This is a genomic window from Catenuloplanes sp. NPDC051500, from assembly GCF_044454585.1.
Taxonomy (GTDB): Bacteria; Actinomycetota; Actinomycetes; order Mycobacteriales; family Micromonosporaceae; genus Catenuloplanes.
On sequence record NZ_JBITDX010000007.1, the window covers coordinates 115,477 to 134,614 of the forward strand.

A 19,138-nucleotide genomic window follows, 5' to 3' on the forward strand; every position below is an offset into this window, starting at 1 on the left:
CACGAACGAGACCTGGACGCATCGTGCCGTCTTCGCCCCCGGGCCCCGGCCGCACAACTCTTCACAGCCGACCCACAGATCGAGCACCTCGCCTCTCGACCCGCACTGCCACTCCATCACATCCGCCCTGGCCCGTCGCACGACCAGCACCTCCCACCCGCTCTTGCCGCATAACCAGCGCTTTCACCTGCGCCCGCTGCGTAACCAGCGCTTTCTAGCCCGGCCCGCCGCACAATGGTGCTTTCACCCCGGCCCGCCGCAAGAGCACCGCACCCCCACCCGCTGTAGAAGACGCTTTTCACCCCGGGCCCGATGCACAAGAACCGAACACCCGACCTGCCGCAGGACGAAGCCTCGCACCCGATATTTCATTATAAAGCGGTCCAAATTGACTGGTCCAGCAGCGCAAGAAAGTGCGTAAATGCTCGCCACAAAAACGAATCATCAAGCGCGGTGAGATTTGCACCGCAATGGCGCGAGCCAACGCGCCTCGCCCGATATTTCATCTTTTATCGTCGAGTGCGCGGACCCCTCGCACAATCGCTCCCCAAACCCCTCAAGATCAACCGTCGAATGTACATGGGAGTCGTTATAAAGCCGCCATAACCACTCTCATGTACATTCGACGGTTGATCTTGCGAATCGATTGAAAGAATCGCACCAGTTGCTTCAGCATCGCCGAAGAACTCAGAACAACCGCACAGGGCCAGCCCAAGCCCCGCATGACGACGCGGAGCTTGGGCTGGGGTGGCAGGGTGGCGCCTCAGGACTTGAGGGCGTCGGAGACCAGCGCCCGCGCCTCCTCCTGGATGAGGGCCAGGTGGTCGTCGCCCTTGAAGGACTCGGCGTAGATCTTGTAGACGTCCTCGGTGCCGGAGGGGCGGGCGGCGAACCAGCCGTTCTCGGTGGTGACCTTGAGGCCGCCGATCGGGGCGTTGTTGCCGGGGGCGGAGGTCAGTGTGGCCGTGATCGGCTCGCCGGCCAGTGAGGTCGCGGTGACCTGGGACGGGGAGAGCTTGGCGAGCACCGCCTTTTCCTCGCGGGTGGCGGGGGCGTCGATGCGGGCGTAGGACGGGGCGCCGAACTTCTCGACAAGTGTTGCGTAGTGCTGGGACGGGGACCTGCCGGTGACGGCCAGGATCTCGGAGGCGAGGAGGCAGAGCAGGAGGCCGTCCTTGTCGGTGGTCCAGACCGAGCCGTCGCGGCGCAGGAACGATGCGCCGGCGCTTTCCTCGCCGCCGAACGCGACCGAGCCGTCGAGCAGGCCGGGGACGAACCACTTGAAGCCGACCGGGACCTCGACCAGGCGGCGGCCGAGGGACTCGGCGACCCGGTCGATCATCGAGGAGGAGACGAGCGTCTTGCCGATCGCGGCGTCGGCGCCCCAGCCGTCGCGGGAGGAGTAGAGGTACTGGATGGCGACGGCGAGGTAGTGGTTCGGATTCATCAGGCCGCCGTCGGGGGTGACGATGCCGTGGCGGTCCGCGTCGGCGTCGTTGCCGGTGGCGAGCTGGTAGGCGTCGCGCTTGCCGATCAGCGAGGCCATCGCGTACGGCGAGGAACAGTCCATGCGGATCTTGCCGTCCCAGTCGAGCGTCATGAAGCGCCAGGCCGGGTCGACGTCCGGGTTGACGACTGTCAGGTCCAGGCCGTGGCGGGACGCGATCTCGCCCCAGTAGGCCACGCTGGCGCCGCCGAGCGGATCAGCTCCGATCCGTACCCCCGCGTTCTTGATCGCTTCGAGGTCCACGACCGAGGGCAGGTCGTCCACGTAGGACTCCAGGAAGTCGTACCGGCCGGTGGTGTCGGCGTTGACTGCCTGGCTGTAGGGGATCCGCTTGACACCGCGCAGACCGTCCGCGATCAGCGCATTCGCCCGGTCCTGGATCCACTTTGTGGCGTCCGTGTCGGCGGGGCCGCCGTTCGGCGGGTTGTACTTGAAGCCGCCGTCCGCGGGCGGGTTGTGCGACGGCGTGACCACCACGCCGTCGGCCAGGCCGTTGCGGCGTCCCCGGTTCGCGGTGAGGATCGCGTGCGAGACGGCGGGCGTGGGCGTGAAACCGTCGCGGCTGTCCAGCAGCACCGTCACACCGTTCGCCGCGAAGACCTCGACCGCGCTGATCGTGGCCGGCTCGGAGAGCGCGTGCGTGTCGCGCCCGATGAACAGCGGGCCGTCCGTGCCCTGGCCCTCGCGATATTCGCAGATGGCCTGGCTGATCGCGACGATGTGGTCCTCGTTGAACGCGCTCTTCAGCGACGACCCGCGATGCCCGGACGTGCCGAACGCGACCTGCTCCGCCGGGACCGACACGTCCGGATGCCGCTCGCCGTAAGCCCGCAGCAGCTCCGGCACGTCGATGAGGTCACCGGGCTCCGCGGTCTGACCGGCACGGGGGTGAACGGACACAGCGGTCTCCTCGGGGTCGCGCATGGGAGGACGTGGGAGGACGTCTCCCCCGACCCTAATCTCCACGCCCGCACACCGCCCGCCACACCCCCAAGATCAACCTAATCGGTCACAAAGACCCAGAAGATCCGGCTTTTCCCGCTCACGCGGTGGGCACGACCCGCACGCTCCCGCGGGCCGCGGATCCGCGGGTGGTCACGAAACCCTCGGACGGCTCAGACCTGAGGCTGCGTCACGCTTCCGTGGACCGGGTCGGACGCGGTCTCCGGGATGTGCGGCACGTCCACCAGGCGGTCCGCGTCGGTGAGCCAGTCCTGCAGCCACGCGCCGGCCTCCGGGTCGCGCGTGGCCAGGGCGGCGAGCGCGTCGGCGAGCACACCGACCCGGGCCGGGTCGCCGGGCGTGTCCTGGACGGCGGTGAGCGTCGCGGCGGTCTCGTCGTGGCGCGCGGCGAACGCGGTCAGCGCGGACCAGACGGCCGTGCCGTCCTGGCCTGCGGCGCCGGTCGCGAGCGGGACGATTGTGGCGGCCAGAGCCGCGGCGGTGACGGGTTCCACGCGTGCACCGTACCCCGTATATCGCTTGTAGATCGTGAGGGCGTACAACAACGCCGGACATCCGCACGTTCTGCAGGGAGTTGTTTGCGCATGGCACGGTTCCTCTTCGCGGCCACGCCCGCGGCCGGCCACGTCACCCCCGCGTTGCCGCTGGTCAAGGCGTTACGCGAGGCCGGTCACGAGGTACGGTTCACCACCGGGCGGGAGTTCGGGAGCGCGGCCACCCGGGCCGGGGCGGAGTTCACCCCGATCCCGGAGGAGGTGGACTGGAGCGGGATGACGCCGGACGAGCGCTGGCCGGAGCGGGCCGCGCTGACCGGGCTGAAGAAGCTCCAGTGGGACATCGCCAACTACTTCATCGCGCCGGTCGCCACGCACGTGCGGCACCTGCAGGCGATGCTCGCCGACGCGCCCGCGGACGTGGTGGTGGCGGACGGCCCGTTCGGCGCGGTGTCGGCGCTCCGCGAGCTGGGCGGCCCGCCTGTCGTCTACTACGGCATCACCGCGCTCGGGCTGCCGAGCCGGGACCTGCCGCCGTTCGGCCTGGGGCTGCCGCCGATGGGCGGACCGTTCGGGCGGCTGCGCAACCGGGCGCTTGCCGCGTTCGTGCGCCGGACCGTGTTCGCGCCGAGCGTCGCCCAGGTCGACGCGCAGCGTGCGGCGCTCGGCCTGGAGCCGGCCGGGCGTACCGCGATGGAGACGTCCCGGGACCCGGCGCTGTACCTGCAGCTGTCCACGCCCGGCTTCGAGTATCCGCGTACCGACCTGCCGTCCTACGTGGCGTTCGTCGGGCATCCGGCGCCGCTGCCGTCCGCGACCGCGTTCACGCCGCCGCCGTGGTGGCCTGAGGTGACGTCCGGCGGGCGCCAGGTGGTGGTGGTCTCGCAGGGCACGATCGCGACCGACCCGTCCGAGCTGCTGCGCCCCGCGCTCACCGCGCTCGCGGAGGAGGACGTGCTTGTGGTGGCCGTGACCGGCGGCGCGGACCCGTCAGTGCTGGGCGAGGTGCCGGCCAACGCGCGGGTGGCGTCGTTCATCCCGTTCGCGGAGCTGTTCCCGGCCGCGTCCGCGGTGGTGACGAACGGCGGCTACGGCACGATCCAGCTCGCGCTGGCGCACGGGCTGCCGTTGGTGGTCGCGGGCCGTACCGAGGACAAGCCGGAGACGACCGCGCGGGTGGCCTGGTCCGGCGTCGGCGTCAACCTGCGCACCCAGACCCCTGCCCCGTCGCGGATCCGGGACGGCGTGCAGGCGGTGCTTGCCGACCCGTCGTTCGCGGCCCGGGCCCGCGCTCTGCGGGACGAGCTGTCCGACGGCGAGACGCCGGAGTCCCGGGCGGTGCGGCTGCTGGAGAAGGTGGCGGCCGGCTGACGTGGGACCCCCGCCGGGGTCCCACGCCGCGCGGTCACTCCGTGTAGAAGGTGGCGTCGGCCGGGGCGGTGGTGCCGGACAGCGCCTGAACGTAGAACAGACTGTTCGCGTGCCTGAGGTAGCGGCCTGCATAGTTGTACGACTCGAACGAGACGGCGGCGGTGTCGGCCAGACCGGCGCGCTGATGGAAGCTCGCGTCGCCGTTGAACACGGCCGTGCCGTCGCTCTTCTCCACGTACACCTCGAAGTTCCTGTGCCGCAGGTAGTAGCCGGGGAAGTTCGTCGACTCCAGACTCACGGTGCCGCTTCCGGCGAGCCCGGTGACCACGCGGAACTGCGAGTCGGCGAGCGGGCTGACGTTCGCCTCGAGCCGGGCCCGGTACTCCCAGTGGCGCAGGTACCGGGCGGGGTTGTTGTAGGAGCGCAGCCGCACCGGGTGCTTCCCGTCCGGGATCGGGATGCCGAGGTCAGGGGTGCCGTCCGCCTTCCAGTAGATCTTCTGGACGCGGGTGCGCCGGTTCGGGTCGTTGAGCGGGTCGCCGGAGATGTCCCGGTAGTTCCGGTCGTGGTAGACCATGATGTCGCTCTGGCCGTCCTCGGACACCGTGAACGAGTTGTGCCCCGGGCCGTACTGGCCGGTGTTCGTGTTGCTTGTGAAGACCGGGGTCTGCGTCTTGACCCAGGATGACGGGCTCAGCAGGTTCGCGCTCGCGGACGCGGTCAGCAGCCCGAGGCAGTAGTTGGCGTCCGTGGCGCTCGCCGAGTAGGTCAGGAAGATCTTGCCGTTGCGCTGCAGCACGGCCGGCCCCTCGTTGACCTGGTAGCCGATTTTCTCCCAGGCCAGCGTGGGTGCGGAGATGCTCACCGCGGCGGAGGAGAGCGTCCACGGGTTCGACATCGAGGCGATGTAGAGGCTTGTGTTGCTGGCCGGCAGGTTGTTGTCGTGCTGCGCCCAGACCAGGTAGCGGGTGCCGTTGGTGACGAACGTGGACGCGTCGAGCGCGAAGCTCTGCCAGCCGGTCTGGATCTGCCCCTTCTCGGCCCAGCTCGCGGTGAGCGGGTTCGCGCCGGTGCCCTCCAGCACGTAGGGGCGGATCGCCCAGACGTCGTCCCCGCCGGCGGCGAAGTACACGTACCACGTGCCGTTTATGAAGTGGATCTCCGGTGCCCAGATGTGAGAGCTCATCGGGCCGCTGGCGTGCCGGGTCCAGATCGTCGTCTCGGCCGCGCTCGACAGGCCCTGGATCGTGGTGGCACGGCGCAGGATGATCCGGTCGTAGGCGGGCACTGTCGCGGTCAGGTAGTAGTACCCGTCCGTGTGCTTGTAGATGTGCGGGTCGGCGCGCTGGGCGGCGATCGGGTTCGTATAGGACACGGCGGGCGCGGCGGCGGCCGGCGCCGGGGGCCCGAGCACCGCCAGGCCGGTGGCCACCAGGACGGCGGTGACCACGAGCCTTCCCACGGTACGTCTCATCGATGTCTTTCCTTTCCGGAGAACGGGATTCGTCGATGAGTGTTAGCGCTCACATGCGCATCGTCAAGGTCTGCCGCGGAGTGGCCGGCCCTTTCGGGCGATGCGATCCGGCTACCGATCGGATACTAATGTACTTAATGTCCACAATCGATGGATCAAGGCCTTCCCTGGTACGGGACGGAGCGTTGCCAGCGGCGCCCACACTTGACGCACCGAAGGGGGAGACCTATGGATTCCGATGATCGGGCCTTCCGGATCGCCGCCGTCGCGTTGCCGGTCACGGTCGTGGGCGGCGCGCTGTTCCTTGCGTACAGTCATCCGACCCTGCTCGGTGCGCTTGCCGCCGCGCTGCTCGGCCTGCCGTTCGGGTTGTTCGCCGTCCGCGCCGCCGGCCACCGCACGCCGTCGCCCGGCGGATCCGGCCCACCACGCCCACCCGGCCCACCCGGCCCGCGCGCACCTGTCGTGCCGGCCGAGTTGCCGCCGCCCGCGGCCGTGTTCGTCGGCCGGGACCGCGAACTGCGTGAGATGGACACCTGGTGGGCGGCGAATCGACAACGGACCTCCCGGACCATTTCCCTGTTCGGCCCGCCCGGCATCGGAAAGACCGCGATCGTCACCCAGTTCGCCATCCAGCATGCGGCGGAATTCCCGCACGGCCGCCTTTACGGCTCCGCGAAACTGCGCGACCGGCCGGCCGACGCCGCGCGTGATCTGCTGACCGCGTTCGTCGAGTCGCTCAGCGAGCCCGGCGCGGTGACGCCGCCCGACCTGCCCGGCCTGGCGGCGGCGTTCCAGCGGCTCACCCGCGACCGCCGCCTCCTGGTGATCCTCGACGACCTGGCGGACGACGCCGCGTTCGCACCGCTCGTCCCGTCCGGCCCCGGTTGCCTGACCGTCCTGACCAGCCGGCGGGAGCTGACAGCGGTCCCGGTCGGGCTGGGGATCCCGCTCCGGCCGCTTGACCGTTCCGACTCGCTCGCGCTGCTCGGCCGGACCATGGGCGGCGACCGCGTCACCACGAGCGCGGACGCCGCGACCGAGATCGTGGAGAAGTCAGGCGACCTGCCGCTTGCCGTCCAGCTCACCGGCAGCACGCTTGCCGGGCGCCCGCACTGGGACCTGGAACTGGCCGTCGCCCGGCTGCGCGAGTCCGGCACCGACCGGGAGCCGGGCGCGCTCGACCTGCTCTTCGGCCTGCTCACCGCGGAGGAACAGGGCGCCTTCCTGCGACTCGGCATGCTCCCCGCGCCGGACTTCGCGCTCTGGGAGCTGATCGCGGCCGGCGGCGCACGCGACGAGGACGAGGCCCGCCGGATCGCCGGACGGCTCGCGGACGCCGGACTTATCGAGCGGGTCACGCCGCGCGGGACCGGCGGCCCCGGCTACCGGACCCTCGACCACGTGCACGGGTACGCGGTGTTCCGCGTCGAGTCCGATCCGGAGCTGCGCCGCACGCGCGACGCGGTTCAGCGGGAGCTGCGCGAGGCGACCGGCAGGCGCACCCGGCAGGCCCAGCGCAGCGACTGGACACTGCAGCGGCGGGCCTACGCGGAGAAGGACCGGGGCGAGCTGGACCGGGCGCTCGGCACGGTACGCGGCGTGCTCACCGCCGCCGGCGAGCCGCACCGGGGCCGCACGTCCGCGCTCGCGCTCGCCACACTCGCCGAGCTGAACACGGAGCTGTGCCGTACCAACCGGACGCTTGAGCAGGCGGAGGCATCCGAGTACGCCCGCGACCCGCAGGTGCTGGCGCGGACACTGCGCTGCCGGGCGCTTGAGCACCGCCGCAACCGGCGGATCGCGGAGGCGCTTGCCGACTTCGACCGGGCGCTCGCGGCACTTGACGAGGCCACGCTGTCCGCCGAGGACGTGGACCGCGAACGGGTCCGCACGCTTCGCGAACGCGCGATGGCGTGCGCGCTCGGCGCGACCCCGTCCGACGGCCGGCGGGACCTGGCCCGGATCGAGCAGATCCTGCTCCGGCACCGCGGCTTCGAGCAGCAGTTCCGTCCCGGCGTGCAGTGGGCGCTGGGCAGCCTGCTCGACTACGCGGACAGCCACGCCGACGCGGTCCGCGAGCTCCACCACGGCGAGCGCCTGGCCGCGGACTCGCAGCAGCGGCTCTGGCAGGCCTGGCTGCGGCACGCGCTGGCCCGGGTGACGCTCGAGGAGGGCAACAGCGAGGCCTGCCGAGAGCACGCGAACATCGCGCTTGAGCTGTTCGGGGCGATGCGTCACAGGTACGGGATCAGCCACACCCGCCTGCTGCTCGGCCGCGCCGACTACAAGGCCGGGCTGGTCGACGTCGCGGTCGTCAGGTACGAGGAGACGCTCGAGACGCTCCGCGGCTGCGACGACCGCAACCTCGAGGCCGTCACGTACGGCGAGCTGGCCGCGGCCCGATCCGCGCAGGGCGGCCACCAGGAGGCCCAGCGGCTGCGGGAACTCGCGAAATCAATGCTGCGCGGCGTCGGCGACACCTACGCCGCGGACCTGATCGATCACGAGCCGATGCCCGCGCCGCACACCCCGGCCGCGCCCGCTTCCGGCTAGAAAGGAGGGACCACCATGTCGGACCGGTCCTCCCGGCGCCGGTTGCGCCGTTACGCCGTCTCCGTGCTGCTCGCGCTGACCCCGCTCGAACTCGTCGCCGGCGTCGTGTCGATGGACTACCGCCCCGCCGTGTACCTGGTGTTCCTGCTCCTGCCGATGCTTACCGCGGCCGGGACCGCGCTCGTGGTGATCCGGCGGCTGGACCCGCTGGCTGCGCCCGGCGTGCCCAAGCCGCAGGCAGCCGTGAGCGAGCCGCTGCCGCCGGTCCGGTCCGCCGCGTCGGCCGCGCTGCCCGCGCCGCGCCCGTTCGCCGGGCGGCAGGCCGAGCTGCACCTGCTTACCGAGAGCTACCGGCGGCAACAGGGTCAGGACACCGGCGCGGTCCAGCTCTACCTGCACGGCCCGGCCGGCTCCGGCAAGAGTGCTGTCGCGCTTCACTTCGCGCACCGCGTCGCGGACGAGCACCCGGACGGCCGGGTCTGCTTCGACTTCCGGATCTCCGCGGACCGGCGCAGCACCAACGACGTGCTTGAGGCATTCACCGCGGAGTTGGCGCACCTGGCCGCGCCCGGCCAGCCGGCCGGCCCACGCCGGTTCGGGACGCTGCTCAACGGCCGCCGGGTGCTGATCGTGCTGCTCGGGGCGGAGGACGCGGGCCAGATCCAGGAGCTGATCCCGTTCCAGCCCGGCTGCACCGTGATCGTCACCAGCCGCCGCTCGCTCGGCCCGTCCGTCCGGGTCGGCGAGGCTACCCGCGCGGACGCGGTACGCATCCTTCGCCTGGCCATGGTGTCCGATCGGCCGCTCGCCGACTCCGTCTACGCCGCCCGCATCGTCCGCCAGGCCGGTCGGCTGCCCCGGGCGCTCCGGGCCGCCGGGGAGCGGGCCGCTGGTGCGCCGGCCGGGCGGGGCCAGCCCGGAAAAGGGCTCGCGGAGGTGTCGCGCGAGCTGGACTCGGTACGCCGCCCGCTTGAGGTCTTCCAGTTCCGTGAGCACGACATCGGCGGCCAGTACCGCGACGAGTACGACGGCCGGCTGCTGCCCCGGGAGCAGGAGGCGTTGCGCATGCTCGCGCTTGTCGGCTCCGACTCGTTCCTGCCGTGGGTGCTGTCGCCGCTGCTGGAGATCGGGTTCACCGAGGCCGAGGACGTGATGGCAAGCCTGTACGCGGCCCAGTTCGTCGCGGACTCCGGCCCGGACCGGACCGCCCGCCTGGCCCGGTACCGGCTCAACGCGCTTGTGCGCCGGTTCGCCGCGGAGAAGCTCGACTCGGTGCCCGCCGCGTCCCGGGAGGCCGCGCGCCGGCGGCTGCTCACCGAGTACCTGGCGATCGTCGAGGCGGTGCTGCGGCGGATCGAGCCGGGCTTCGCGCGCGGCCGTCCCGCGTCGCCGTCGTACCTCCCCGACCTCGACCTTCCCGTTCGGATCAGCAGGCAGCCGCGTCGCTGGATCCGCGCCGAGTACCTCAACCTGGTCGCCGCCGCGCTGTACGCCGCCGAGAACGGCGAACCCGAACTGGTCTGGCGGATCATGGAGCACCTGGGCGACTGCGTGCCGCGCGCGCTTGACCGGCAGCGCTGCCGTGCGGCATTCGACGCGGCCACGGCAGCGGCCGAGACGGACCCGACCGGCGGCGACTACGCGCGGATCTCGGTCATGCTCGCCCGGTGCGGCTACCTGATCGGCATCGAGCACTACGACGAGGCGCTTGAGCTGCTGCGGTACGTGTCGAGCGAGGCCGGGCCGGTCGCGGACAAGGAGACCGACCAGGTCCGGGCCGGACGGCTGCGGCTGTTCCGCGCGCAGAGCGAGCGCCGGATCGGCGAGATCCGGCTCCGGATCGGCAACTTCACACTTGCGCACGTGAGCCTGGAGACGGCCCGGGACCACGCGCCGGCCGACCCCGGCGAGGAAGCTACAGCGGAGCGGACGCTCATCGCGCTGTTGCTCGCGGAGGCGGAAGGCCACCTGTTCCCCCGCGAGTGGTTGCAGCACGACAGGTACGACGGCATCGGGCGGGACAACGGCGACGAGGCAGTGGACTTCGCGCTCCGCCTCTGCCTCGCCGAGTCGGAGATCCGCAACGCGCGCTGGCACCAGGGCATCGACCACCTCGACACGGCCCGGGAACGCGCGGACGACTGGGGGCGTACCGCAATCGTGGATCTTCGGGTGTCCCGCCTGCACCTGTGCCGGCTGCGCGACACGAAGGACCCGGTGGAGCGCACCCGGCTGGCCGAGGACGCCGCCGACCGGGCCGCCGCCGCGGTGGTCTCGTTCGAGCGGACCGGAAGCATGGTCGGCGTGGTCAGATCCCGGCTGCAGCTCGCGGAGGTGCTGCTGCTGGCCGGCGCGCTCGAAGGGGCCGAGGAGCAGCTGCACCTCGCGGAGCAGGACCGGGAGGAGGCCCGCGAGGCGCGGATCGCGGCGGGCACGATGGAGGCCGGCATCCGGCGGGTGCGCGGCCTGCTCCGCCTGGCCCGGCGCCAGGACTTCGGCGACGGCCGGATCCAGCTGAACCGGGCGGAGAGCATCGTTGAGGAGTACGGCGACTGGTGCGCGCTCGCGGACGTCCGGCTCCAGCTCGGCCGCACGCACGCGGCCATGGCCCGGCAGTACCACCGCGACGAGCTGTTCTTCGAGGCGACCACCTACCTGGCGAAGGCGCTGAACGCCTACAGCGAGGCCCTGGACCGGCACGGGATCGCGCGGGTCCTCACCGCGATCAACGACGTGGACGCGGAGGTCACGCCGTAGCTCACAGGCGGCGCACCGCGTTCTCGAGCGCGGCTACCCGGGCGCGGGCCAGGTCGGACGCGGTGCCCGGACCGGTCCGGCGGATCTCGTCTATCCCGGACGCGATCTGACGCAGCAACGCGCGGACCTCGTGAACCTGCCGCCCCTGGTCGCCCGGCCCGGCCTCCCGGGCAGCGGTGATCACCGACAGGTCGTTCACCTCCCGCTCCGCGTCGTCACACAGCTGTCCGCGCCAGGCCTGCGGCTGCACGGTGGACAGCCGGTCCATGGCGTCCCGCAGCGCGGCGAGGTGCGCGCGCATCAGCGGGGCGGCCCCGCCGCCAGTCAACGACCCGGAGATCAAAGGCTCAGACGCCGCGGGTACGGGTGGAGTGGTTTCTGGCGGCACGGACGGGGAGGGCGCGGGTGCGACAGTGGCGGGCTCGGACGTCACCGGCTCCGGCGGTACGCCGCCGGCCTGGGCCGCCTCCGGGTGCAGGCCGAGGAAGGCGGCCGCCGCCACGGACGCCACCCGCAGGCACCACCACCGGTCCTCGTCCGGGAACGGCCGGGACGCGGCCCGCAGCGCACACCCCACGATCGACAGCAACGTCTGGGCGCGCCACTCGCTCAGCCCGCCCTTGCTCTCCGCCCACTGCTCGCCGCCCTCCCGGATCTGCCGGGCGATCTCCGCGAACCCGGCCGTCTCCGGCGAGGTGAACGACGGCTCGACAAGTGCGCGGATCAGGTCGGTCCGGGTCTCCGCGCCGGCCGCGTAGCCGCTCACCCGCTCGGTCGCGATCGAGATCAGCAGGTGGGCCGGGTCGCGGGTGAGCGGCGCGTGCGACGAGTACCTGTCGTAGTCGATCAGCCGGAACGCGCCCGGATCGGCCGGGTCGACGGGCAACAGCACGTTCCGCACGCTCAGATCGCCGTGTGCCCGCCCGTGGAACGCCTTCCGGACCGTCGCCTGCGACGCGCACAGTGCCAGCGGGCCGGCGGCGAGCCGGTCCGGCCGGTCCCGCTGCGTCGCCAGCCAGCGGGTCAGTGCGCCGTCCGGGCCCAGCCGGTCGCCGACGTGCGCGTCAAGGAAGTCGGCGACTGTCATCTCCCAGACCGGCACCGCGGCCACCGCGTTCCACTCGGTAAGCAGCGCGCCGACGACGGTGCGGCAGCGCCTGCCGAAATCCGGCTCGCGGGCCGCGTCCGCAAGCTGGCGCACCCGGCTGAAATCCCCCTCCGCGACGCGCTGGAAGATCACGTGCCAGGACGGCGTCAGGATCGGGTCGCCGGCCAGCTCGACCAGGTGGGACCCGCGGAAACCGGCCGGGCTGTCGTCAAGGACGGCCCGGTGCGCGGCGGCGGCCGCCTCGTTCGCCCGGGGGATGCACTTGAGCAGGCGCACGCCGTCGTACCCGGTCGCGGACGAGACCTCGACCAGCCCGACCGGGGAGCCGCTGCGCCCGTCCTCAAGCCAGGTGACGTCGTGCAGCCTCTGGCCGCGCAGCCGTAGCGCCCGGACCAGGAACGCGTGGTCCTCCCGGCCGACTCGCATCCACCGCGGATCGTGGTCACCCACCGCTGCGATCTCCTCACCACCAGGTGTCCCGGCCCGAGCGTAGTGGATCCCCGCCGCGCGGACCCACCTGTGACACGGCCCTCTATCGTGGAGAGTCCCGACGCGGACGGGAGTCCCATGAACGAGGCCGGTCCCACTGACGCCCACGACCGCGAGCTGCTCTGGGGCATGTACACGGACGTGCGTTCGCACTCCCGGCACGCCGAGTCACTCCGGTCCAGCGCGGTCAACTTCGTGCTTGTCGCCGCGTCCGTGCTGATCGCTGTGGTCTTCTCCGACCAGCGGGTCGGCGCCGGAGATCTGCCCGCCGGCCTGGCGATCGTGCTGGTCGGCGGCTTCGGCACCGCGTTCGCCGCCAGCTACACGGAGCTGTACCACCGCAACCGCCGCCGCGCCGAGGTGTTCCGGGCCGCGCTGGACGGGTCCGGCCTGGTCGAGGAGCTGCTGCGCGCGTCCGACCGCGAACACGAACGCACCAGGCTGCACCGCTGGGGCCGCCGCGCCACCGGCAGCACACACGCCTTCTGGCTGTCACTGCCCGCGCTTGTCGCGCTCGCCGGCCTGATCCTCAGCGGGCTCGCACTGCGCTGACCGTCTTACCCGACTGCCCACACAGCTTTTCGCCCATACGGCCGACTCGTTCCGGCCGTCACTCAACACAATCATTCCTACACTTAGGGCTATCCTCTAACGCCTCGCAGAGTGGACGCCTCTGTGACCAATCGCCTCGCACTGCTTATCGGAGTCGGTTCCTACGACCACGACCTTTTCACTCCCATCCCGCATGTGGTGTCGGCCGACACCGAACGAATGCGGACAGCGCTTGAGGCCTCGGGCTACGCGGTGCGGCGCTGTGGCATCGGTGCCTCGGACAACAAGCCGCCCAGCAGCAACAACATCCAAACCGCCATCAGCGACGCGGTCGACGCCGCGCCTGAGGGCGGTGTGTTGCTGATCTACTTCTCCGGCCACGGCGTGACGCTCGACGACGGTCGGAGCTACCTCGTACCGCAGGATCCGAGGGTACGCAGGGGCACACTCGTCCCCACCAGCCTTGTCCCGATCGCGGTCGACGGAATTGAAGAGTGCCGTGCCCGCCTGGTCGTGTTCGTCGTTGACGCCTGCCGCAGCAACTCCGCGCACCAGCCGTTCCGGCCCCGGACGACCCTCGACGTCGCTCCCACCGAGGTCGTGCTGATCAGCAGCTGCCGTTCCGGCCAGGAGAGCACCCACACCGCGACCAGCAGCTCGTTCACACAGGCGATCGCGGCGGCACTCAGCCCTCGTCAACCCGCACGTACCGTCCGGCAGGTCTTCGACGCGGCGAGGCAGCAGCTCTCCATGCTGTTGCCGCTCGACGACGATGCGGCCCCGGAACCGGAGTACATCGCGGGCCCACGTGCCGGTCCGGGAAGCCCGGGGCCGGATCAGGTGATCATCTGCGACGGCGAGAGCGTCGGCGAGCTGTGGCGTACCGCCGCCCGGGACAGCCCGCTGTGGCAATTCGTCACCTGCGCCGATGACGTCAAGACGACCGCCCGCGATCTCGCGGTAGGAGTCGCTGATGCGAGCGCGGCGGCGTGGCTCGGGTCCAAGGAGGCATTCGAGACCGCGGCGCGCTTCGCGGATCCGTGGGCTTCACCTGAGTACCCCGCTCGGCTGCTGGCCTGCGCCGCGAAGTGCCTGCCGCCGGACATCCGGATAACCGCAGTGGAGGCGGCGGCCGCGGTTGCGGCCCCGTTCCTGCGGGAGATCGCCTACAGCGTCGGCATCCGCAATGCACCCGACGTCGATCCGACCTCGTTCGCTCCGACGAACGCCCGGTCGGCCCGCGCCGACTTGGAAATCATTCATCAGGCGCACGAGCACGTGGCCAGGCGCGCCGAAGGGCTCGGCAAGCGAGGGTACGACGAGCTGCGTAACGCGCTGGCCATGTGGCTCGTACATCGTTGGCTGTCCGACCGTGCGACGCTGTGGAAAGAACCCGCGTTCACCGACGCCGCCACCGGACTTGCGCACGCGCTGCGCCCGCTGTCCACCGGCTCACTCACCGAAGGTGAGCTAATCGGTGTCGTGCAGGCGATGGCCCAGTGCACCGGCGCGGAACCGGAGGACCAGCGCCTGGTGGGCCGGCTTGTCGGCCGGGATTTCACCGACGACACCCGGACACTGGCCGCGGCGGTGTGGCTCGGCGGTCTGATGGCGGTCGACCCGAGGCGGATGGCGCCTGTGATTGTCGATCATCTCGGCGTCGGCTCGAAGATGAGCATGGCGGACGTGCACGCGGCAGTCGGTTCCTCCGGCGACGCGGCCCACTGGCATCGGCACGGCGACAATCTGGAACTCAAAGCCGCATGCCGGTTCCCCGCAGTGTTCGATGCGCTTGACATCGCCGCGAAGAGCGTCGAGCACACACTTTCCGCGTCGGTCAGCCTGTTGAGAGGTGTCTCCGGGCTGCCCCGCAGTGTCAGCAAGGACGGCTTGCGACCGGACACCGATGGGGGCAAGGACCGCTTCGAGACGCCGTTGCTGCGATTTCGCCTCTCCGAGGACAAGATTCGCGAGCTGCTGATGGGCCGTCAGCTCTACGGAGAGCCGGAACTGGCCATCCGCGAGTTGTACCAGAACGCGCTGGACGCCTGTAGATACCGCGCCGTCCGCCGGGAGTTTCTACAGCGGCAAGGCACGGAACTGGCCCCATGGGAGGGCCTCATCGCGTTCACCCAGGGCGTGGACGCAGACGGTCGCGCATACATCCAGTGTCGCGACAACGGCGTCGGCATGGACGATCAGACACTTAAGATGACCTTCGCCAATGCCGGCGAACGGTTTGTCTACCAAGCCGCGTTCCGGCAGGAGCAGGCCGACTGGCAGGAGCTCGATCCGGCGCTGCGCCTGATCCCGAACAGCCAGTTCGGCGTAGGCGTGTTCAGCTACTTCATGCTGGCCGAGGAGATCGAGATCGTCACCCGGCGGATGGACCGGATGGAGATTCCGGGATCAACCGGCTACCGGGTACGCATCGCCAGCAGCGGCAGCCTCTTCGAGATCTCGTCGGCGGAGCGCGCCGAGCCCGGCACCAGGGTAACGCTCTATCTGACCGGCGACGACGACGTGTCCGTACTCCGCACCATCCGCGACTTGCTGCGCATCTCCGAACACCGGGTGGAGGTCCACCAGGACGGTGTACTCCAGGACGAATGGATTCCCGAACAGCTGCACGACGGTGAAGATTCATGCAAAGTCGGCGAAGATTTCTGGTGGGTCAACGGTAAGGGTTGCCTCGCCGCTGACGGAATCTCCACCGCCGAGGATCGTTTCGGGTTCGTAGCGAATCTGCGCGGCCGCCAGCGTCCGCAGTTCACCGTGGATCGAAAGAAGCTGCGTTCGTGGAACAAGGAGTGGGTCCGTGATCAGGTCCATAACGCCCTGCCCGACCTCGGCCAGTGGCCCAGCCTGACGCTCTCCTGGCTCTGGCGTGTCGCCGAGGAGACGCCGGACATTGCCGGCGACATTTACGAGTGGCTGTGCACGGAGAACCGGGACATCGTCGTCGCCGGCGCGCTCGGGAATGGCGTCCGGGCGCTGCCGCAGAAAGTCGGCTGCATACCACTGGATCAACACATTCTCAGTGGGACCCTGTTCGGCTACGGCGGCGCCCAAGGATGGCTCGCCCGATGGCGGCTGGCGGTATGGCGAGATCACGTGCGCCTACCCGGCTGGCTGAAGCTGGCCTCTCCAGACCGGCTTGACGGGTACCCGGTCGTGCATCCACTGGATGCTGAGATCCTCAACGCCCTCCACGATCAACTCTCCTACCGACTCGCAGACTGGCGTGCCACACCGACCACCCGCATGCTTCTCGAGCTGGCGGAAGAGGAAGGCGCCGTCCTTGTGGACAAGCTCACCCGCCTACGGCGCTTCGCCATCCTCGATCTCGACCTCTCGGCAGCGCGGAACACCCCAGCAATCAACCGGGCCCTGGACAAGAACGAAAGAGACGTCGTGACCGCGCTAGCAGCCTGGGCTCCACCCGGCCGAACCCCATCGATCGCTATCGGCGGCCCACTCGCAGCAACCTCAGGGGACCTTCGCGTACCCCTGAGAACGGTGCTCGACCGGGCCGAGAAGCTGGCACCGCCCGGCTGGACCGGCCCCGACCGCTCGTCGCTGACGGGTCTACTCGGGTACACCTTCACCGCGAATGACATCAAGATCTTCTACATGTCCAACGATGTCGCTGAACACGCGGAACGATGGACGCATGGGATCATCTCACCCGCCGGGGTCGCCAATCGTGTCCTGGCGATCAATCAGTCGACCGACGAGGTACTGAGGATTCTGGACAGGTTTGCCCCGCTCGGCATCGAGGTCGACATGCGGGATGCCTACCCACCTGAGATCACACCGGTGGAATTCGAAGCATTCCGGATTACATTTTGCGCCGGCCGCGAGCTCAACCACGCCGAGATATTCCTTCTGGCAGGTCAGCTCGGTCAATCAATTGGCGCCGTCCGTGAAGCCTTGCAGCGCCTGCACGAATCCGGGCTGATTCGCCTACCGGAGGGCGGTCCAAGTAGGGAGATCGCTCCAACTCAGGACGAGACGGAAGCCATCAAATCAGCACACCCGATATGGAGCTACTTCTGGCAGACCGACGACTACGCAATGGAGAGCGAGTTTTTTGTCAGAATTCTAAGCTATATGGGCCGGCCGGAGGACAGTCAGTTTGCCGACAAGCTCAACAAGCGTCGACGGCCGCTCGAGACCTTCAAGCATTTCCATCAGGCGACCGTACCGGAAATAATACGAATATCTCATAGAATGAGCTCCACCATTTCCACGGTAGCTTCATTGCTGGAGGATATATATTCGGACCATGCAATCCTGGACGGTCTGCCGATGGATGAACTAAAGCAGGAGCAAACCTCACTTGATATCTACGAGAGCTCGATTCTTGCCGGCTACCCATACATCAAACCTCAGCCGACCGGCTGGCAACTGACCCCCAATGAGTTTGCTGACGCACTCATCTGGAACTCACAGTCGATATCCCAGATCCTTGATCGCATTGAGCCGTTCCGTCGCTTCGGAGCGCCGATCCCGACACTCGACGAAAGCCAGCGTGCGGCGTTCACCACCATTCCGGTGACAGCGCAGGATCGGGCCCTGCTGGTCGAGACCGACGATCAGGGCAACTATCAACCGGTGATGAGCTTCGACGCCTTCGACGTCATCCGCTCAGCCGCACGCTTCGGCTGGACGCCTCAGCACACCGACGCTCGCCTTCGCCGTCTCGAACCGCTTCGCCTCACGCTCGACTACGACGTCGAGCACTGCCCGGACGGACTTGTGTGCTGGCAAGATCTCCTAGCGCTCACCGTCCACTGTGACGGACGGGCACCGGCCGTCACCGGGAACGTCGGATCGCAGCATCTCTCGATGGTCGCAGCCGCCATTGGCGAGGACCACGAACAGGTTCGAGAGCGGCTCCGACCCTATGCGGCGTTCCTCGGCTTCGTTCTGGACGAGAGGGAAACCGATGGCTGAGCAGCGACCGGACCATCGCCCCATTCTATGGTTGCGCACCGACCATGATCACCGCGCAGACTTCACCGTCGAGGAGCTCGCGGACAACTGTGGCTACCTCGTCACCGGAATCTGCCCAGGTTGTGGCGGCCGGATCCGTCGCATCTGGCCCTATGGGTCGGGCAGCGGCTACAAGGGGATCTTCAACAAGCGCGCGCACCCGAAGCCGCCGCCGGGACCGCGCCTCCTACGCTGCAACTGCGGAAACGTGCACGGCGAGCGTCCGGCGGAGGAGACGCTCATTGGGTGTGGGGCCTACTGGACCGTGGAGCTTCAGTGAGCGACGACCTCCTACGGTGGGACGCCCTCGCGGATGACCTGGCTTTTCACCAGCTTCCGACCGTGCGCAAGCAAGCCGAAGCGTGGCGGACCGGACTCGCAGGTCTGACCGGGCTTCTCGGGGCGGTGTTGATCGTCAAAGGGCGGGATACCGTGGCCGAGCTGTCCGAGGCGTACCGCGTGCTGATTCTGATCGGCCTTGGCCTTGGTCTGGTCCTGCTGGTGTCCGCGACGCTGATCGCGATTCGGGCCGCGTCCGGAAGTCCGGATGACCATACGCTGCTGACGGCGGAGGATCTACGCCGATGGACCGGCGATGCGGTCAAGGGATCGTTGCGGGACATCCGGTGGGCGCGGGCACTGACACTGGCCGGGATCGCCGTGGTGGCGGTCGCGATCGGCGTGTCCTGGCTGGCCCCGTCACCGCCGAAGGACGGGCTGGTGTTGGTCGAGGCCGCCGGCTCATCGCTCTGCGGGACTCTCAGCGCATCCCCGTCGGGGATGCTGACTGTGGCCCGCGGCAGGGAGGTGACGGTCGTGGCGTTGCCGACCGTCACCCGGATGACCCCGGTGACCCGCTGCCCGTAGAA

11 protein-coding genes are annotated in these 19,138 nt (G+C 69.6%); 7 read left to right on the forward strand and 4 right to left on the reverse strand.

The genetic code is table 11. The features are described 5' to 3' along the window. Positions 1–763: 763 nt before the first annotated feature. Together pgm and ACIA8K_RS16395 are read right to left on the reverse strand one after the other, a co-directional pair. Positions 764–2,407 carry a phosphoglucomutase (alpha-D-glucose-1,6-bisphosphate-dependent) gene (pgm, locus tag ACIA8K_RS16390; protein WP_396059495.1) on the reverse strand — a complete coding sequence of 548 codons (1,644 nt, stop codon included), beginning with the start codon at positions 2,405–2,407 and terminating at the stop codon, positions 764–766. Positions 2,408–2,622: 215 nt separating this feature from the next. Further along, a complete protein-coding gene (locus ACIA8K_RS16395) occupies positions 2,623–2,964 on the reverse strand; it encodes a hypothetical protein (protein ID WP_396059497.1) in 342 nt (113 codons plus the stop codon). 90 nt (positions 2,965–3,054) lie between these two features. Here ACIA8K_RS16395 and ACIA8K_RS16400 point away from each other — a divergent pair, with 90 nt between their 5' ends. Continuing rightward, positions 3,055–4,335 carry a glycosyltransferase gene (locus ACIA8K_RS16400; RefSeq protein ID WP_396059499.1) on the forward strand — a complete coding sequence of 427 codons (1,281 nt, stop codon included), beginning with the start codon at positions 3,055–3,057 and terminating at the stop codon, positions 4,333–4,335. Between the two features lie 34 nt (positions 4,336–4,369). On the opposite strand, the gene ACIA8K_RS16405 is transcribed toward ACIA8K_RS16400, so the two are convergent. After that, positions 4,370–5,809, reverse strand: coding sequence for a family 43 glycosylhydrolase (locus tag ACIA8K_RS16405; protein WP_396059501.1), 1,440 nt, complete (start codon positions 5,807–5,809; stop codon positions 4,370–4,372). A 228-nt stretch (positions 5,810–6,037) separates the two neighbouring features. Here ACIA8K_RS16405 and ACIA8K_RS16410 point away from each other — a divergent pair, with 228 nt between their 5' ends. Together ACIA8K_RS16410 and ACIA8K_RS16415 are read left to right on the forward strand one after the other, a co-directional pair. Next, the gene (locus ACIA8K_RS16410; RefSeq protein ID WP_396059503.1) at positions 6,038–8,365 is read left to right on the forward strand and encodes an NB-ARC domain-containing protein; all 2,328 of its coding nucleotides are present in this window, start codon (positions 6,038–6,040) and stop codon (positions 8,363–8,365) included. A 15-nt stretch (positions 8,366–8,380) separates the two neighbouring features. Next, entirely contained in the window at positions 8,381–11,122 is a 2,742-nt protein-coding gene (locus ACIA8K_RS16415) for a hypothetical protein (RefSeq protein WP_396059505.1), read from the forward strand. 1 nt (position 11,123) lies between these two features. Here the strand turns inward: ACIA8K_RS16415 and ACIA8K_RS16420 are convergent, their stop codons facing one another. Then, a complete protein-coding gene (locus ACIA8K_RS16420; protein WP_396059507.1) occupies positions 11,124–12,656 on the reverse strand; it encodes a hypothetical protein in 1,533 nt (510 codons plus the stop codon). Positions 12,657–12,749: 93 nt separating this feature from the next. Between ACIA8K_RS16420 and ACIA8K_RS16425 the strand changes: the two genes are divergently transcribed. From ACIA8K_RS16425 to ACIA8K_RS16440, 4 genes are all read left to right on the forward strand, one after another. Beyond that, complete coding sequence (locus ACIA8K_RS16425) at positions 12,750–13,271, forward strand: hypothetical protein (RefSeq protein WP_396059509.1); 522 nt, start codon at positions 12,750–12,752, stop codon at positions 13,269–13,271. A 123-nt stretch (positions 13,272–13,394) separates the two neighbouring features. Then, positions 13,395–18,230 carry a caspase family protein gene (locus ACIA8K_RS16430; RefSeq protein WP_396059511.1) on the forward strand — a complete coding sequence of 1,612 codons (4,836 nt, stop codon included), beginning with the start codon at positions 13,395–13,397 and terminating at the stop codon, positions 18,228–18,230. Next, positions 18,223–18,549: a hypothetical protein gene (locus ACIA8K_RS16435; protein WP_396059513.1), complete on the forward strand. Its 327-nt coding sequence runs from the start codon at positions 18,223–18,225 to the stop codon at positions 18,547–18,549. The genes ACIA8K_RS16430 and ACIA8K_RS16435 overlap by 8 nt, the downstream gene beginning before the upstream one ends. Next, positions 18,546–19,136, forward strand: a complete 591-nt coding sequence (locus ACIA8K_RS16440; protein WP_396059515.1) for a hypothetical protein — start codon at positions 18,546–18,548, stop codon at positions 19,134–19,136. Before ACIA8K_RS16435 ends, ACIA8K_RS16440 begins: the two co-directional genes overlap by 4 nt. Positions 19,137–19,138 lie beyond the last annotated feature (2 nt).

Bases quoted from the DNA above. Each gene is read 5' to 3' on its own strand.
- ACIA8K_RS16435 (WP_396059513.1), top strand. From the start codon at position 18,223: ATGGCTGAGCAGCGACCGGACCATCGCCCCATTCTATGGTTGCGCACC.
- ACIA8K_RS16410 (WP_396059503.1), top strand. From the start codon at position 6,038: ATGGATTCCGATGATCGGGCCTTCCGGATCGCCGCCGTCGCGTTGCCG.
- ACIA8K_RS16420 (WP_396059507.1), bottom strand. From the start codon at position 12,656: ATGCGAGTCGGCCGGGAGGACCACGCGTTCCTGGTCCGGGCGCTACGG.
- ACIA8K_RS16415 (WP_396059505.1), top strand. From the start codon at position 8,381: ATGTCGGACCGGTCCTCCCGGCGCCGGTTGCGCCGTTACGCCGTCTCC.
- ACIA8K_RS16400 (WP_396059499.1), top strand. From the start codon at position 3,055: ATGGCACGGTTCCTCTTCGCGGCCACGCCCGCGGCCGGCCACGTCACC.
- ACIA8K_RS16405 (WP_396059501.1), bottom strand. From the start codon at position 5,809: ATGAGACGTACCGTGGGAAGGCTCGTGGTCACCGCCGTCCTGGTGGCC.